Annotated in this window: 11 protein-coding genes; 9 read left to right on the top strand and 2 right to left on the bottom strand. The window is 53.6% G+C overall.

Annotated elements, in window-relative coordinates; all coding sequences use genetic code 11:
- Nucleotides 1–37 precede the first annotated feature (37 nt).
- From SHIM_RS07495 to SHIM_RS07455, 9 genes are all read left to right on the top strand, one after another.
- Complete coding sequence (locus tag SHIM_RS07495) at nt 38–1,303, top strand: ABC transporter substrate-binding protein (protein ID WP_152926487.1); 1,266 nt, start codon at nt 38–40, stop codon at nt 1,301–1,303.
- A gap of 90 nt (nt 1,304–1,393) precedes the next feature.
- Nucleotides 1,394–2,251, top strand: a complete 858-nt coding sequence (locus SHIM_RS07490) for an ABC transporter permease (protein ID WP_054001920.1) — start codon at nt 1,394–1,396, stop codon at nt 2,249–2,251.
- 1 nt (nt 2,252) lies between these two features.
- The gene (locus SHIM_RS07485; protein ID WP_054001919.1) at nt 2,253–3,092 is read left to right on the top strand and encodes an ABC transporter permease; all 840 of its coding nucleotides are present in this window, start codon (nt 2,253–2,255) and stop codon (nt 3,090–3,092) included.
- On the top strand, nt 3,092–3,778 hold the full coding sequence (locus SHIM_RS07480; protein ID WP_082358298.1) for an aspartate/glutamate racemase family protein: 687 nt from the start codon (nt 3,092–3,094) through the stop codon (nt 3,776–3,778). Before SHIM_RS07485 ends, SHIM_RS07480 begins: the two co-directional genes overlap by 1 nt.
- A gap of 306 nt (nt 3,779–4,084) precedes the next feature.
- Entirely contained in the window at nt 4,085–4,834 is a 750-nt protein-coding gene (locus tag SHIM_RS07475) for a hypothetical protein (RefSeq protein WP_054001918.1), read from the top strand.
- A gap of 66 nt (nt 4,835–4,900) precedes the next feature.
- Nucleotides 4,901–7,195 carry a hypothetical protein gene (locus tag SHIM_RS07470; protein WP_152926473.1) on the top strand — a complete coding sequence of 765 codons (2,295 nt, stop codon included), beginning with the start codon at nt 4,901–4,903 and terminating at the stop codon, nt 7,193–7,195.
- Nucleotides 7,196–7,497: 302 nt separating this feature from the next.
- Nucleotides 7,498–11,880 carry an alginate lyase family protein gene (locus SHIM_RS07465; RefSeq protein WP_193749878.1) on the top strand — a complete coding sequence of 1,461 codons (4,383 nt, stop codon included), beginning with the start codon at nt 7,498–7,500 and terminating at the stop codon, nt 11,878–11,880.
- A 401-nt stretch (nt 11,881–12,281) separates the two neighbouring features.
- A complete protein-coding gene (locus tag SHIM_RS07460; RefSeq protein WP_152926472.1) occupies nt 12,282–12,821 on the top strand; it encodes a hypothetical protein in 540 nt (179 codons plus the stop codon).
- Nucleotides 12,822–13,734: 913 nt separating this feature from the next.
- Complete coding sequence (locus tag SHIM_RS07455; RefSeq protein ID WP_152926471.1) at nt 13,735–14,007, top strand: hypothetical protein; 273 nt, start codon at nt 13,735–13,737, stop codon at nt 14,005–14,007.
- 554 nt (nt 14,008–14,561) lie between these two features.
- Here SHIM_RS07455 and SHIM_RS07450 read toward each other — a convergent pair.
- Both SHIM_RS07450 and SHIM_RS07445 read right to left on the bottom strand, forming a co-directional pair.
- On the bottom strand, nt 14,562–16,043 hold the full coding sequence (locus SHIM_RS07450; RefSeq protein WP_054001913.1) for a tripartite tricarboxylate transporter permease: 1,482 nt from the start codon (nt 16,041–16,043) through the stop codon (nt 14,562–14,564).
- Nucleotide 16,044: 1 nt separating this feature from the next.
- On the bottom strand, nt 16,045–16,527 hold the full coding sequence (locus SHIM_RS07445; protein WP_054001912.1) for a tripartite tricarboxylate transporter TctB family protein: 483 nt from the start codon (nt 16,525–16,527) through the stop codon (nt 16,045–16,047).
- Nucleotides 16,528–16,583 lie beyond the last annotated feature (56 nt).

The following is a 16,583-nucleotide window of genomic DNA, read 5'->3' as shown; positions in this document are numbered from 1 at the left end:
CAACGTCGAAACGAACAGGGAGACGAACATGACTACGATTTCAAAAGTACGCTATTCGCGCCGGAGCCTTTTGAAGGCAGGTGGCGCGGCGGTGGCGGCCGCCGCGCTTCCGGCTCCAATGGTATGGGGACAAGAGACGAAAAACATCACCTTGCGCCAATTTGGCACCGGGGTGTCCAACCTCAACGAAGTTGCGACAAAAGTCAAAGAAGACTTGGGCTTTACGCTGGAAATGACCGCACTGGATTCTGACAGTGTGACGCAGCGCGCGGCCACGCAGCCGGACAGTTTTGACATTGCCGACATCGAGTACTGGATCTGCAAAAAGATCTGGCCGACCGGCAACCTTCAGGCGATGGACACCTCCAAGATTGCAAACTACGACAAGATCGTGGGCACTTTCCGCTCTGGCAAGCTGACCCCCGATAGTGTGATTGCACAGGGCACCGCCCCGCACACGGTCGGCTTCACTACTGGCGCCAACGGAACCGGGTTTGTTCAGGAAGAATCCGGTTGGATGACCCTGATCCCGACGATCTACAATGCGGACACGTTGGGCATTCGCCCGGACCTGATTGGTCGCCCGATCAAGAACTGGTCTGAACTGCTGAACCCGGAGTTCAAAGGCAAAGCCTCCATTCTGGACATCTCCTCGATCGGGATCATGGACATGGCGATGGTTGTGGAGTCGATGGGTGAGTACACCTATCCAGACAAGGGCAATATGACCAAAGAAGAAATCGACATGACACTCGGGATCTTTACCGAAGCCAAGAAAAACGGTCAGTTCCGCGCCTTCTGGAAGTCATTTGATGAATCCGTGAACCTAATGGCATCTGGTGAAGTTGTGATCCAGTCCATGTGGTCTCCGGCCATCACGGCGGTAAAATCCCGAGGCATTCCTTGTGTCTATCAGCCACTTGAAGAGGGCTATCGTTCTTGGGGGGGCGGCCTTGGTCTTTCGGCCTCTCTGTCCGGCATGGAGCTGGAGGCTGCCTATGAGTACATTAACTGGTATCTAAGCGGATGGGTGGGGGGACTGCTGATGCGTCAAGGCTACTACTCGGCCGTGCCGGAAACCTCCAAAGCCTTCATGTCTGAAAACGAATGGGGTTTCTGGTTCGAAGGCAAAGAAGCGACCGACGTGATCACCTCTCCGTTTGACGCTCCTCTCGCCAAAGCCGGCGAAGTGCGTGATGGCGGGTCTTTCTATGACCGTATGGGCGCGGTGGCCTGCTGGAACGCTGTGATGGATGAAAACCAGTACATGGTGCGCAAGTGGAACGAGTTTATCGCCGCTTGATATGAACACGCCCGGCTCCGATGGCTATTTTCAGCCCTTGGAGCCGGGCGATCTTGACGAAATTTGACCTCTGAATCGGCTTCCAATCATATGAGAAAACTGCCCGAAAGCGTTACCGCGTGGCTCTTGGCTGCGCCGATGGCGATCGTCCTCGCTCTGTTCCTTGTTGCGCCAATTGTGATGATTGTTGCCGTCAGCTTTTGGGGGGCGACCGAGTGGTCGATCTACCCTGCGTTTCAGTTCGACAACTATGCGTTTCTTTTGACATCGGAGGTGACGTGGCGAGTGTTTTTCAACACGATCAAATACGCCTTCATTACGTGGGTCTTTACGTTGGGGATCGGCTTTACGGTTGCGTATTTTCTGGCGTTTCACGTGCGCAGCCAGACATGGCAAATCGCGCTCTTTCTGCTGTGCACCATTCCATTTTGGACCAGCAACATCATTCGAATGATTTCATGGATTCCGTTTTTAGGGCGCAACGGGCTTGCAAACGCGGCCTTGATTTCGGCAGGCGTCATCGACGCGCCGCTGGAATGGCTGTTGTTCAGCGACTTCAGCGTCATTCTGGCTTTTGTGCATCTGTACACTTTGTTCATGGTTGTGCCGATCTTCAACACCATGATGCGGATCGACAAATCCTTGATTGAGGCCGCTGTCGACGCGGGCGCCAAAGGCAGGCAGGTTCTACGCTATGTGATCATCCCTTTGACGAAACCGGGCATCATGATTGGCACCATTTTCGTTGTGGCGCTTGTTATGGGGGATTTTATCACTGTGCGGTTCATGTCGGGCAGCCAATCGGCCAACGTCGGGCGAATGATCCAGAACGATATCGCGCTTCTGGCCTATCCCTCTGCTGCGGCCACTGCGGTTGTGCTGTTGGCGACCGTCTTGATGATCATCGGCGCATTGCTGCGCTTCGTCGATATCCGGAAGGAGCTTTGACATGGAACCACGTTCGCGATCCTTCTACGTCCTCTCAGCTTTCTTTGCTTTGTTTCTAATTTTCCTTTACGGACCCACATTCACCATAGCTGTCCTGTCATTTCAGGGTCCGGGAGGCGGACTGACGTTTCCAATGCGCGGGGTATCCTTGCATTGGTTCCGCGACCTTTTTGAACAACAGGCGGTCGGCGATATCTGGGGGGCGTTCCGCCGTTCTTTGGTGCTCGGACTTACGGTCATGACAACCACGGTTATTGTTTCGGTGATGGGCGGATTGGCATTCCGCAAGCGCTTCGCGGGGTCAACCGCGCTGTTCTATCTCACCATCACCTCATTGGTGATCCCATCGATCTTGGTCTCTCTTGGTGTAGGGCTCATCTGGTCACAATCTGGTTTGCCGGTGCATTGGTCTACCTCCGGATTTGGGGCGCAGCTCACCTGGACTTTGCCATTTGGCCTGCTCATCATGTTCGCTGTGTTCAACCGCTTTGACGCGAGCTTTGAGGAAGCTGCCCGTGATCTTGGCGCCACCCCATGGCAAGTGGTCCGGCATGTTGTTTTGCCGATTATCGCGCCGTCGCTTATCGGGATTGCGCTGTTCGGGTTCACGCTAAGTTACGATGAATTCGCGCGTACGTTGCTTACGTCAGGCAGCTACAACACCTTGCCTTTGGAAATCTTCGGGATGACCACAAACGTCACAAGCCCCGTTCTCTTTGCCTTGGGCACGCTGACAACGGTGTTTTCCCTGTTCATTGTCGCTGTGTTCCTGCTCATCGCTTGGGCAATGAACAAAAGACGCTCTCGACGCGGATCCGACGCTGGCAAGGGAGATTTGTAATGCGCGTTGCGATCATCAATCCCAACAGCACTGAGGCGATGACTGAAGCGATGCTGCGCACGGCACAGGCCACTGTGCCCGGCCTGACATTTGAAGGCTGGACCTCGATAAATGGACCATCGAGCATTCAGGGACCTGCGGATGGGTTGGAAGCCACGCCACCACTTCTTGAGGAAATCCGGAAAGCTGGTGCGGCTGGTGTTGACGGCATTATTATTGGGTGTTTCGACGACACGGCTTTGACACAGGCAGCCGCACTTGCAACCTGTCCTGTCATCGGCATCGGCCAAAGTTGCTATCATCGGGCGGCGCTCATGAATTGGCGCTTTAGCGTGGTCACAACGCTGGACGTGTCTCTGCCGGTGTTGAAGCAGAACATTTTGGACGCAGGCCTGGCGCAACACCTCGTGTCGCTGCATGCGTCAGGCGTACCGGTCTTAGCTCTTGAAGCAGACACGATACCCGCAACAAAACAAATCTTGAAAACCGCTCAGAAAGCGGAAGAAGACGACGGAATAGACGCTGTAATTCTCGGCTGCGCCGGGATGGTTCATGTCACACAATCGGTCCGATCGAGCCTGAAAATTCCCGTTCTCGACCCTATTGAGACCTCGGCCACATGCATGCACTGGCTTTTGTCCCAAAGAGATTCAGTGGACCGCGACCCAAGAAGTGGTCGGCTCTGAAGTTCAGAAGAAAGCGAATTGAACGCGGCCCTCCGGGTTTCCTTGCCTGCTTTCTGCAAATAACTGAGTTTTTCGCGGGTGGCATCATCGAAAGCAGAAACTGAGGTGGATGAATGGCAGCTTTTGTCGCCTTCAATCGATGGTTTCGCAACACCAGCGATGGTCCGTTTCCCGCACGCCTTTCAGATGCTGCATAAGCGAAGGTCGCCAACAGGAATACAGGGATGGTGCACAGCCTGTGGTCTCGGCAGCATAGTGGGTTGACCGAGCCGAATTTCGCCCCATTAATGTTAGGCGGAGGTTAGAATGAAATACATTCTGGCAACATTGTTATATCTCTGCTTTGCCAGCGTTGGCCTAGCAGAGATGCCACGCGTTGAAACCGCTTCGGTACAAGTGAAAGGGGCGGCGAAGATCGTATTTGCAAAGGGGGGCTGCTGGCCGCCTGCGCACAATTCAGTTCGGAACTTTTTCGGACGACGCACGTTTACTCTCAAAGATGCCGACATCGGAAAATGCGGCGGTGATGACAAACCGAAGTCGTCCTATTCTCCACCTGCGCCCTATTTGGAACGGGTCGAAGTCTCAGGCTTTAGCCAGCAACTTGGAGGACGCTATCTCTTTTCTACGTTTGTCCATTTTGACCCAAAGTTCGCGTCGGCGGATCAGACTACCTTTTTTACGATCCACCAATGGGACTCTAAGACATGCCGGTGCGCTCCCTTTGTGCGGCTTGTTTTGGACGAACTTGGTGACTTGTACGCATTGGTCTTAAAGCGACCCTCCAAGCCGGAGGCTTTTCGGCTTGGCACTTGGGGCCGCAAGGACTTTGAGACCAAATGGGTCGAAGTTGCGGTTGATCTCGACACGTCTGCAAAACAATCGGTGTCTATCTATGTTGGTGGAAAACATGAGTTGACGACCGGCGTGTTGGTTCGGGAGAGAGCGAATGTTTTTCCGAAGTTCGGGTTGTTAAGACCTGGAAGAACCGGGCTGCCTCTGCCGACAGATCGTGTGCATTTCACTGGAGCGCGCGTGTCACGGTTGAAGCAATAGGTTCCTGAAGCGGGGTTTCAAGAATTGAGCAGAAGTCGGCGCGCGGGTGTGTAACGTCAGTCTACAATGAGTTCTGTGTCTTTGGCTAAGGCGCCATTGGTAGCTTTGGAAAAAGGTTCTTTGCGGATAGCCGAAACTGTGGTTCACTTTGAAGTGAAACAACAAAAACGGGCGGTTGTGAATGCGAAGCGCCTTATTCGAATGACGAAAACGACTTTTGAACTGTCAGGGGCACTGCAAATCTCTTGTGACATTCTCGTCGTTGCCGATGTGGCTCGAAAGAGCGACACAGGATTGAGAATCCGGCGCGAGATCGAATGCTATCATGAGATGGGCTATCGGGTGGCTATCCGCCACGTTAAAAATGGCAAGTCGCTGGGAGCGGCGTCTCCGGATATTCAACATTGTGTTAATCTGGGGCTTGCAGAAATCGTAGTAAGTGATGCTGCGGTTGATGCGAATGTTGTGCTGGTTTTTTCTCCAACGCAAATTGACCGGCAGTTTGCCGGTTTTGAAAATCTCACAGCGCGGCGGGTTATTCTGATTGTGGATAGCCTTCCTGATTACGCTGATCTGAGCACATGGAGTCTTCACGAAAAAGGCATTGATGAGATTGTATTGGCACCTACCAACAGATGGGTGCGAGAAGCAGTCGTAAAGCAAAATCTCCCACTGCGCATGGAGGCAGAGGATTGGCGTTCGGTCGCCAGCGCTGTTGACCCACTGGGCAAGCGCGAGTTGCCAGATCGGCGATTGGTTGTCGGTCGGTTTAGTGCGCCTGGAGAAAGCCAATGGCCGACCAAGAAGAAGCTTTTTGAGACCTACGGGTTCCGAAACGAAGTGGAGTTCCTTTTTGTTGGCTATCCTCCCGATCACTTACGGGCCGCCGTGTCACAGAGAAAAAGTTGGACCGGCCTAAAGTTTGACACGATCTCAGGTGAACGTTTCGTCGATTTGGTCGACGCAATTGCGTATTTCCCAAGCGCGCGGGCGCCTGAACTGCCCGAGGCGGTGATTGCCGCGGCGATGGCGTCGGGCAAGCCGGTTTTTTTGCCACCACGGTTTAAGCCGCATTTCGGACCTGGTGCCATTTATTGCTCTGCTGATGTTTTGAAAGCGGAAATTCGGAATTGGTTTGCAGATACCGACGCTTTGAAAGCTTTTTGCCAGGAGGCGAAACGGCAGGCCGGTTTCCAGTTTTCGAAAGAAGTCTTGAGCGGCAGGATTCAGAGGCTTGCCGGGCCGCCTTCCAAGGTGGTGAGCAGAGCGCGTACCCGCCATCCCAAAAAACCGCGGGTGTTGTTTGTACCGTCCAATGGAGTGGGATTGGGACATGTCACTCGGTTGTTGGCGATTGCGCGTCGAATGGATGCGAAGGTGGAGCCCGTCTTTGCGACCCTTGCGCAGGCCGCCCCGATCATTGAGGCGAGCGGGTATGCTGCCGAGTATATCCCATCCCAGTCAGATACCGGCGAAGCCTACCAGACCTGGGACAAATGGTTCGGGTATCAACTGAGAGAGCTTGTTGAACGCTACCAGGTAAGCGCCGTGGTGTTTGATGGCAACCATCCGAGCGACGGGTTAATTCAGGCGGTCGGTGCCAGGGTCGGGTGCAAACTCGTATGGGTGCGGCGCGGCATGCTTGGGAAGAAGGTTACACCTTTTATCGACAACACGCGCTTCATGAATCTCATTATCGAACCAAGCGAAGCCGCTCGGGAACGGCAGAATGGGGTTCTGGCATCTCGGCGCGCAGAAGTTTTGGAGGTGCCGCCGATCACTTTGCTGGACAGCTCCGAAGCTTTGCCAAGGCACGAGGCGCGGGATGAGTTGGGATTAAACCAAGAAAAGGCAGCCGTGCTTGTCCAGCTTGGCGCTGGTGCAAATAGGGATGTCCTTGGACTGGCGGATAAAGTCGTCAAGGAGTTGTCTAAACTCGAGGCTTTACAGATTGTTGTAGCCGAATGGGAAAACGGGTTGGTCAGGATGCCGGTCTGGCCAGGCGCACGGGTTCTTCGAGGGTTTCCGATCAGCCGCTTTTTGAATGCTTTCGACTTCTCGGTCTCGGCGGCCGGATATAACACGTACCATGAGGTACTGAGGTTTGCCCTTCCCACAATTTTCCTCGCCAACCGTAACCCGCAGATGGACGATCAATGGTCCCGCGCAGAGTTTGCACAGGACAAACAAGCAGGGTTCAATCTTGCCGAGGACGAACTGTTCCAGCTTCCTGCCTTGTGCGAAGCCCTGACGAATGAAGCTGTTCGGCGAGTTATCAGGAAAAATTGTCTTGATTTAATTGATGAAAACGGGGCCGCCGCTGCGGCAAAAGCTATTTCTCAGTTGATGAGGGTTTCATGACGAAGGGCAAAAAGTCGAAATTTTCGGGAGTGCTGCGAAACGATGGCGCCGCTCTTGCCGCTTCTAAGCTTCGCGCAAATTCCGTTCGTGTCTATGAGCGGCTTATTGGTTTGTCGCACAAGAAAGATATCATCGGCGGGTTTTGGAAAGCTGAGCGGCGGCCGGCAGACGATCTTCACCTGCGCAGACTGACTGAAGCGCAGAAGAGCAGTTGGCCGGTTGCGAGCATGCCGGGGGTCGGCATGCTGCCTGGCTCTGGCTATTTTCAGGGGCTGTCCACGGGGCCGAAAGGCGTAACTCTGATGGTGGCGGCTTTTGGAGTTTCCGAAGACCGGTTGGAGAAAATCGTTGACCAGATTAGGGATTGGCAGGAAACCGAACCACGCTACCGGCCCGTTTTTCTAACAGATTGTGGACAGCATACGGCGTTTCGGCACTCAGGTTACAACTTCGAGTATTTCCCGCCCGAAATTTATTGCGGCGACGATCAAGTGTCGTTGTTTGTTGAAAGGTTTCACCTGTTACGAAGCAAGTGGCACGCGGCGAGCTTTCTGGACTTGGGAGTGCCGTCTTTCCTGAGAGGCAGGCTTGAAGACGTTTATGACGAGTTGCTCCGGATCCAGCCGGGCGCGTCCCGCGTCTACAGCCCGAGATTGCCCAAGCCGAAACCGAAGCCTCAAGCTGTGACAGATTTTGCAGCTCTAAGAGCTGAATACTATAGCAAAGGTCTACAAGAGAAACCTGACACGTTTGCGCTTTGCCGGATCATTGGGAACGACTTGCCGCCTCGGCACAAATCCGGGCAGTCGGTGCGAAACCTACGGTTCCTCCTAGAAAATGAACCGATTTTTGAGGACTGCAAGAAAAGCTGGATCGTAAACCGTGTTGTCGACCCAGCGCAACAACGAGCAATCACCGATCTTTTGGATGAGCACGGGCAATCCTATGTGGTTATCCCTTTTGAGTTGGACGAGTACCGCCGCGCAGGGTGGAAGCTGAGCGGTTTTCCGCGCCCTGATTTCATGCTCCGCGACCAGTTTGACGAGATGACGCATTATGACCAACTGCGTGCCCAAGCTCATATCAGAACCGAAAAAATACTCTATGCGGTGAACAACAACGGGGCGCGAAATGTTGCGCTGGACATGGGGCGCGACGAGGCAAAATGGGTTTTGCCATGGGACGGAAACTGTTTTCTCACACAGCAAGCATGGGACGAAGTTCGATCGGCCATCCAAGAAACGCCCTATATGAAGTATTTCGTCGTTCCGATGGTGCGAGTGTCGGACAATCAGCCTCTTATTGAGGGGGGAGAGATTCCTGAACCGGAAGAAGAGCCTCAAATCATTTTTCGAAGTGATTCCAGCGTTTTGTTTGACGAAAAGTTGCCTTATGGCCGCCGACCCAAGGTTGATCTGTTGTGGCGATTGGGGGTTCCCGGGGTTTGGGACAGTTGGGCTGACGATGTCTGGGACCTCCCCAGATCAAAGCGCAGCGAGGATGCAGGGGCATTTGGCGAGGCTGGTCGAGTCGCGAGGCTGGCGTCGGGGCAGGAAGAAGGCGAAGAGGCGCCGCTTACCAAAAGTGTCAATCGGGCCATAGCGCGCTCGGAAGGTCTAATCGATCTGTTGGATGGCTTAGATCAACAGGCGTTGGCCAGCGCGATGCAACCAGATCATTTGACGGTCTATGCGTTGGAAAGCTTGGGTGCTTTGTCCAGAGCGCCAGCCGAGTCAAATATGGCGCTGGTTTATGACCGATTGCTGCAAGAAGCGGAGTTGGCGCTAGAACGTGGAACGTATTCGGTATTGGACAAAGCCACAGAACCACCGTCCGGAGACAAGCAAGATTATTTCAACCCGGCTGCCTTTTGGTGGCCCGACAAACGCACTCAAAACGGGTTGCCCGGAGAGTGGCGGGAAGGGCATCGTTCACCTGGCTCCGAGCTATACTCCGACGAAAGCGCGCAATACGATCGCACCAGGTTGCAGCGCGTATTTGATGACACAACGGTCTTGGCGCTTGCCGGATGCGCTAGCGGACAAAAACGTTATGATACTCAAGCTGCAAAATTGGTACGCCGGTGGTTCCTCAATCCCGAAACGGCTATGTCACCACATTTGGAATTCGCACAGTTTAACCCGAACAACGATCCTGAGAATGGATCTGCTCGCGGCTTGATCGACACAAGAGATTTCTACTTCTTTCTTGATGCGGTTCGATTGCTTCGGCGGTCGGGAGCGCTGACAAAGGCAGAAGGTGCTGTTCTCCGGGAGTGGCTTACCGCGTATCTGGATTGGCTGGTTGACAGCGAGCAAGGCCGCAAGGCGAGTCGATTGGGTGACTATCAAGGCACCAGCTACGATCTTCAGGTTGCCGCCATTGCTCTTTACGTCGATGACGCAAAGAGGCTTGCGGACGTCCTGTTGCGCTGCCGATACAGAATTGGGTCTCAATTCGGTGTGCATGGCCAACAGCTGCGGGAGATGAAGAAAGTCCAGAGCGCCAATTTCTGCGCCATGAATTTGCAAACATGGATGCATCTGGCAAATCTGGCTCTTTCTGTCGGCGATGATCTTTGGGGGTATCAGACGGAGGACGGAGTTGGCTTGGCTATGGCCTCCAATTGGATGCTTTCGAGATTTGACGGCGGCACTTGGCCTTATAGGCAGGACAGGAAGTTCCATCTGGACAGAATGTTGCCGTTGACCCTAGGGGCCAATGCGCGTTTCGGAGGTACCGATAGTGTGGGACTTGCGATGAAATGCTTGCGCAAGCCGATGTTCCATCCTGAAGACGTTGTGCCACCGTTCTGGATGTTGTCGCTGGGACTTCGGGAAGTCAGCGTAAGTGCACCCAACAATGTTGTGACGCGTGTGCGAAAAGAGGCAAACGCAATTGCAAATGCCGCGGTTGAAGACACGCGGCAAGACTGGACTCCGAGCGAATTGGAAAATCGGTTGTGGGGCGGTTATTCGTCTCTTGCACTTGCGAAGCTTAAAAAGCTGGCAAATGACCCTGACGCGCGCGATCGAGACCGTGAGAGCGCATGTTGGAAGCAGGCAAGATGGTTTAGCGGCCTAGGGCGCTCAGATGACGCTCTGGAGGCTTTGGAGCAGATCAGTCCTGAGCGACGTGCCAAGAGAAAGGACTATGCTCTTCTGGAGGCCGATTGCCTGATACGCGCGGGCCGGAATGAAGAGGCAAGGGAGATAGCTTTAAACAGTTTGTCAGAGAGAATGGGTGATCCGAGCCTGACGTTTGTCGTGGCAAATAGCTTTTTCGGGCAAAAGGGAATGACACGGCGGCGGGCGGACGGAGAACGTTTATCGTGGATCAACAAAGTCTATTCTGACAATGGGCTTGAAACGCTGAAACTCCTCGATCCGAAGAAGCCGTTGTCGTTCTTCAATATTCAAGGATCGCAGTCAAAAGGCGCGGCGATCGATCCAGAGGTTCAACCCAAGGTCTCGGTTATTATTCCGGTCTACAACGGTGAAGAAACCCTTCCAGTGGCGTTGCGCAGCCTACAGGGTCAGACTTGGAAGAACCTGGAAATCATTGTCTCCGACGATGCCAGCACCGACCAGACTTGCGAGATTGTGAAGGAGATCGCGCGCACCGACCGGCGAATAAAATTGCTACGTGGAAAGAACAACAGGGGAGCTTATGTTGCGAGAAATGCCGGCCTCCGGCGTGCAACAGGTGCGTTCATAACGGTCCACGATTCAGACGATTGGTCCCATCCTGAAAAAATAGAACTCCAGATGCGGCACTTACTTGTGCGCAGCAATTCTGCGGGCGCTGTGACTGTTTGGGGGAGAGTGGATCCGGATCTCTATGCGCTAAGTAACTGGCGGCCGATGTCAACGCTGTTTACCACCAACCATTCTTCGTTGATGTTGCGTCGCGAGGCATTCGATCAAATTGGACATTGGGACCGTGTCAGGATCGGGGCTGACATGGAATTGCTGCGCCGGTTCGAAACTCTGTTTGGAAAAGACAAGATCACCACGATATTTTCGAAAGTGCCTCTGTCATTGAGTCTGGAGCGCCCGGAGGCCTTAACGCGTGCACAGACAACACATGTGAAGACGATCTATCACGGTGTTCGGCTGGATTATCGAAGGAATTATCTTCGCTGGCGGTCGAAACTGAGCCAATCCGAAGCTCCAAACTTCACAACCTCTAGAAAGCGCGTGTTTCCGGCGCCGAGAATTATGCTGCCAATCCGCGCGCCGCGCGTTGCTTACCGTTCGATATTTGTCGCCGACTTTTCAGCCAATGCGCCGCAAATAGAAGAGGTGGTGGAAGTTGTGAACGCCGCTGTACGAAGCGGAAAAGGCGTCGGGATTATGGATTGGCCGGATTTCGAGAGGGAATTGGATCGTGGCATGCATCCGATCATCGAAGATCTGGTCGACACCTTTAAAATTGAGCTCGTAAGCGCTTTTGAAAAAGCTGAAGCGGAGTCGGTTGTGCTTTGCGATCCCTATCTGACGCGATTTGAAATCGATGGGTTGTCTGGCCTTGACGTTGAGCAGGTGACGGCGCTGTGCGTAGACACAGCGACTAAGGGCGTCCAGTTTGATCCGCGCGCGCGCCGAATGCCTTCCACGCAGGAGCTGGAGCAGATTTTTGGCGCACCGTGTCAATGGCATTCTATCAAGACATGGTGTCCGTAACCGGAAAGCAGTTCTGAACATCAACACCGGTTCTTCGGTTGATGGTCAATCCCAACAAGGTCTGGCGCGGTTTGGGGATGTTGTTGAAGCGTGCTGAACACCGGGATACCTGGGCAATTGTTTCGTGTTCAGCCGAGAGGGAAGAATCTTTTTCCTAATTTGAGGCGTGAAAACCGTTTGCGGAACTTGGCGCAAGTGACGCCTTGTTCCAAAATCCAGTTTTGGTAACCTTATTGTTCAGGCTTTGCGAACAAACTGTTTCCGCCAAGTGGGGGTCCAATTTTTGCCAGAAAGAATGAGCAAAAAAGAAACCTCTTCTTAGCTTGGAACTGCTAGTGTCGCCTTAAAAACATCCAAGCGCACGAAGAGAGCGTATAGGGGCAAGAAAGCGAGCAGAAGAAATGAAGTTTCCCAAGGTATCTTGGGGGCGCACAGGCAACTTGAATGTCGCGATCTTTGCGGTCGCACTCGTTGGTTGTGCTTGGGCCTCCACCACCGATGCTGCGGAACCTAAGCGTTCCAATGTCATTGTGATTTCCCACGATCGTGGCGGAGACGTGGTGAAGTACGCGCAGAGGGTATCGCGCGTAAAACACGCAAACTCGAAAGTGAAGTTCCAGGGCAAATGCCAGTCAGCTTGCACACTGTTTTTGGGCCTGCCTGCGGGGCAGACGTGTATCGCGCGCGGCGCATCTTTCTCATTCCACCGAGCTTATGGCGCCAGCCAAGAGATGAACGCTTGGGGGACCGATTACATGCTGAAGTCCTATCCGGCGTGGGTTGCGCACTGGATCGCTCGAAATGGTGGATTGGGGAAAAATCTAATTCACATGAAATATGAATATGCATCGCAGTACCTTCCGACCTGTTCCCAGCGAGAGGTTCTAAAGCCGCGTCTTCTTGCAGCGGTTTCGCCCAAAGGCGATATCCCGAAGCGATAGGCAGGGCTCTGGCCCCCTAACGTAGTTACTGCCTCGCGTGTTGCGAGCCCATTGGTGGGCGAGCAAACCTTCGGCGTGCACGATGTGATGATTGCTTTGGCTTGCGCGGGTTCACGAGCGCCGCTTGTCAGAACCAAAGGTATCTGCGCCAACAATCTGTCTCGATGCGGTGTGTGTGATCCAAAGAGATCAAATGTCTCGCGGGTACGGTCTCAGCGAATCGGCGGCTTTCCATTCAAAATATGCCTTTAGGTATGATGGGTTGGAGCATCTTTGCTTGGAAATTTAACACTTCGTGCTGGAGCTTTCGAAGAAAAATTGTGGGGTCCTTGAGGCGCGAGTTGGCATTGCAGCGTTGGGTAAACCAGTGGCAATTTGCAAATTGTAGAAGTCACTTCAGGGTTGTTTTTTGTGGTCCACAGGATCTTGGAGGCGCGTTGCTACGCACGTTTTATAAAATTCGACTCGAAATGGGTCGCTGTCCGGCGGCCCCGGATCATAGGTATGGAACGATGCACTAGGTATTGCGTTTGGGTGTTGTACTTGGAGCAATTCGTGTGGCTCGAGAAGATTGCCAATTTTTCAGGCCAGATCGGCATAGCGTGCTCTCAAACTGGCGTGTCGCTTGCAGCGCGGCCGCGAAATCGCGGCAACAATAGAATTCCTCTGTCCCATCGTCCACGCGCGGAAGGAGAGTCTTTCGTCGGAAGCAGGCGCCTAAACCCGCCTCCTGACTGACGGTGGTGGTTCAAACATTGTGTCCAAAAAAGGGCAAGTGAATGGCGGAATTTTGACACAGATCAAAACATTCCGTATATTGATTGTGTTATTATTATTGTGATGCAAAGACTTAACGGCTGGGTGGGGTGAAATTATGAAGCGGAAAAGTGTTGGTGTAGTCTCTGCGCTTTCAATGATTTTTATTCAAGCGGGTCTTGATCCATCGGCTTTGGCTCAAGAGGCGGGAGATCTTGAATTGCGCTGCGCGTACTACCGAGACCTCGGTTCCAAAGAAGAACTGCAGCGAGAACTAGAGAGTCTGTTGGAAACAGATCCGGACGATCAATGCATTCCGCTGATTGTTGGGCTGCTGGGTCCGGTACCTGTGGCGGTTGTGACGGATCCGCCGGTTGGAGATCCTGACACTCCTGGTGGCCCAGGTGGCGTGGGACCAACATCTTACTAACCAAACGTGTGACGCCGCAGTATTATCGGCGTGCTCATCTTCTGTTGTTTCTTGCACGGCCTACAATGAAGCGCGCATCTCTCGGAATGCCGCAGCTTTGAACGTAGCACAGGGTTTTGCGGGGTTCCGCAGAATTTCTGCCCATTTCGCGCTGCCCATAGACACCCAAAACCGACAAACGGGGATGTGCTGCCCCAGATGGCACCGTTCTTGGAGTTTGACGCAAGAAAGCGGTTTCCATTCCTATGGGTGGTCCTCGATTGAGGCGCAACGTCCCTCAGTGCATTGAGGTGCCCTTAGTTTCCTAGACGCCCGCCTTGCTCATGTCCGTCTCTTCTTGGTTCCACAATCACCAAAAAAACTATCTACAAATCTAGAGCACTTCAGGTTGATCCAACCTCGAATTGCGCGTCGAGCCCGTGAGTTGATCTCTGATCTTCAGAACGGGATCAAGGCCGGGCATTTGTGCGCCAAAGGGTGGAAAATGAGTACCCGAATTTTCCAAAAAGTGTTGTTCAAACACGTGACCCAATGGGCGGCCTTAAGAACCAAAGTCATCTGGCGCGGCGCGCCCGAACAATCGGGACAATGATCAAGCTTGCAGCAATAATCAAAAGAGCAAGCGTCATAGGGCGTTCTAAGACAAATGAAACACCCCCATAGAGTTGCATTGAACGCGAGAAGTTGTCCTCCATCATGCCACCCAGAATAAAACCGATCAGGAGTGGCGGCAGTGGATAGTTGGCAAATTTCAGAGCAATGCCGCAAACGCCGAAACCGACCAGCATTAGCAATTCTGTCGCGTTGTTTTGACCAATGTAAGCCCCCATCAACGTAAAGAAGAGGATGAAGGGAATTAGAAAGTTGCGTGGAATGGCCAAAAGTTTGGCGATGTAGGGGATCAAGGGCAGGTTCAATATCAGCAACACCAGGTTGCCGATGAACATGGACATTATCACGGCCCAGAAAATTTGCGGCTCATCGATCATCAGGCGAGGACCTGGTGTCACGTTCAGCGCGATCAAAGCTCCGAGCAAAATGGCAGTTGTGCCTGATCCGGGAATGCCCAAGGTGAGAAGCGGGACGAAGGACCCTGTGCAGGCCGCGTTATTGGCGGATTCCGGTGCTGCGAGACCTTTGATAGATCCCCGTCCGAATTCGTCTTGCTCGTGTTTCGGCGCGATGTTGCGCTCCACGGCATACCCAAGGAAAGACGCGATCGTTGCGCCTGCGCCTGGCAAGACACCGATAAAGAAGCCCTGAACCGACTGGCGACCAATTACAGGAGCAATTGCGCGGGCTTCGGCGCGGGTGATGCGCAAATCTTTGATTTCGCCCCCGTTATCGCCAAGGTTCTTTGGCTTTAAAACTAGGAAGATTGCCTCGGGCAGAGCGAACATTGCCATCGCCAAAGTGATGAAACCAAAGCCGGATTGCAGGTCCATGATGCCCGCTGTGAAGCGTGGCAAATTGAACAATGCGCCTTCGCCAACGGTCGCCATAATCAGGCCAACGACCGTCATCAACAGAGCCTTTGTCACTTGCCCGGGGCCGGCAAAGGCGGCGATGGCAGACAAGCCAACAACCATAAGCGCGAAGTATTCTGGCGAGTGGAATAACAGCGCCACCGTGGACAGCATCGGCGCGAAGATCATCAACAGGATTGCACCAATTGTGCCGCCGGCGAAACTGGCAATTGCGGCAATGGTGAGCGCCTTGCCAGCTTTGCCCTGACGCGCCATGGGGTAGCCGTCAAACGCGGAGGCTACAGTGCCAGCGACACCTGGCGCATTGAGCAGGATCGAGGACGTAGATCCGCCAAAAATTGCGCCATAGTACACCCCAGCCAACAGGATCAAAGCGGCCGACGGATCGCCCATTGTGATCGCCACCGGGATCATGATTGCTATGATCGACATTGGGCCAAGGCCGGGCAACATACCGATGAATGTGCCAATCAAGCAGCCGCCAATGACGACCAGCAAGTTTTGCATCGACAGGGCCGTTTGCAGGCCAATCAGAATACCTTCGAGCACGTTAGACTCCCAAGAAATAGGGCAGGGGGCGCAAGAAAATGCCGAGCACTTCTTGGACCAAATACCAGACGGACCCTGTGGCGATCAGAGCAACGGGGATCATCAAATGCCATTTACGTTCACCCAAGATGACCGACCCGATAATCAGGAAGGCCACCGTTGAAAACAAAAAGCCGAGGGGACGCAGGCAGAGCGCGTATACAACCATAAGGCCGAGCAGCAGCAGGGCTTGCCCGATGAAGTAGTCTCCCAAGCGGCGGTGATCGATATCACCAACCCACTCTTCGCTTTTTTCTAGCCCGAGGAGAATGACAAACGAGGCGGTAACGCCCAGAACGGACAGAACTTTGGGAAACGTGCTGGGCCAGATGGGGTTGCGGCGCATGAACGGCGCAAGACTCGCATCCATGGTGAACCAAGCCGTGTATCCATAAATGATACAGATACCCAACAGAACAAGAGCGATCCAACGATCCAAAGCCATCGATACCTCCGCAATACGAGTTTCACTGAATGGCGGAGCAGTCTCCTGCTCCGCCC

Origin of the sequence: Shimia sp. SK013 (genome assembly GCF_001292625.1) — a bacterium.
Classification (GTDB): Bacteria; Pseudomonadota; Alphaproteobacteria; order Rhodobacterales; family Rhodobacteraceae; genus Shimia.
Note: the sequence above shows the minus strand (reverse complement) of the source record. Positions and strands in the feature narration are given on the sequence as shown.

Excerpts from the sequence above, each read along its gene's own strand:
- SHIM_RS07490 (WP_054001920.1), top strand. The coding sequence starts at position 1,394 with ATGAGAAAACTGCCCGAAAGCGTTACCGCGTGGCTCTTGGCTGCGCCG.
- SHIM_RS07485 (WP_054001919.1), top strand. The coding sequence starts at position 2,253 with ATGGAACCACGTTCGCGATCCTTCTACGTCCTCTCAGCTTTCTTTGCT.
- SHIM_RS07480 (WP_082358298.1), top strand. The coding sequence starts at position 3,092 with ATGCGCGTTGCGATCATCAATCCCAACAGCACTGAGGCGATGACTGAA.
- SHIM_RS07475 (WP_054001918.1), top strand. The coding sequence starts at position 4,085 with ATGAAATACATTCTGGCAACATTGTTATATCTCTGCTTTGCCAGCGTT.
- SHIM_RS07470 (WP_152926473.1), top strand. The coding sequence starts at position 4,901 with ATGAGTTCTGTGTCTTTGGCTAAGGCGCCATTGGTAGCTTTGGAAAAA.
- SHIM_RS07465 (WP_193749878.1), top strand. The coding sequence starts at position 7,498 with ATGGTGGCGGCTTTTGGAGTTTCCGAAGACCGGTTGGAGAAAATCGTT.
- SHIM_RS07460 (WP_152926472.1), top strand. The coding sequence starts at position 12,282 with ATGAAGTTTCCCAAGGTATCTTGGGGGCGCACAGGCAACTTGAATGTC.
- SHIM_RS07455 (WP_152926471.1), top strand. The coding sequence starts at position 13,735 with ATGATTTTTATTCAAGCGGGTCTTGATCCATCGGCTTTGGCTCAAGAG.
- SHIM_RS07445 (WP_054001912.1), bottom strand. The coding sequence starts at position 16,527 with ATGGCTTTGGATCGTTGGATCGCTCTTGTTCTGTTGGGTATCTGTATC.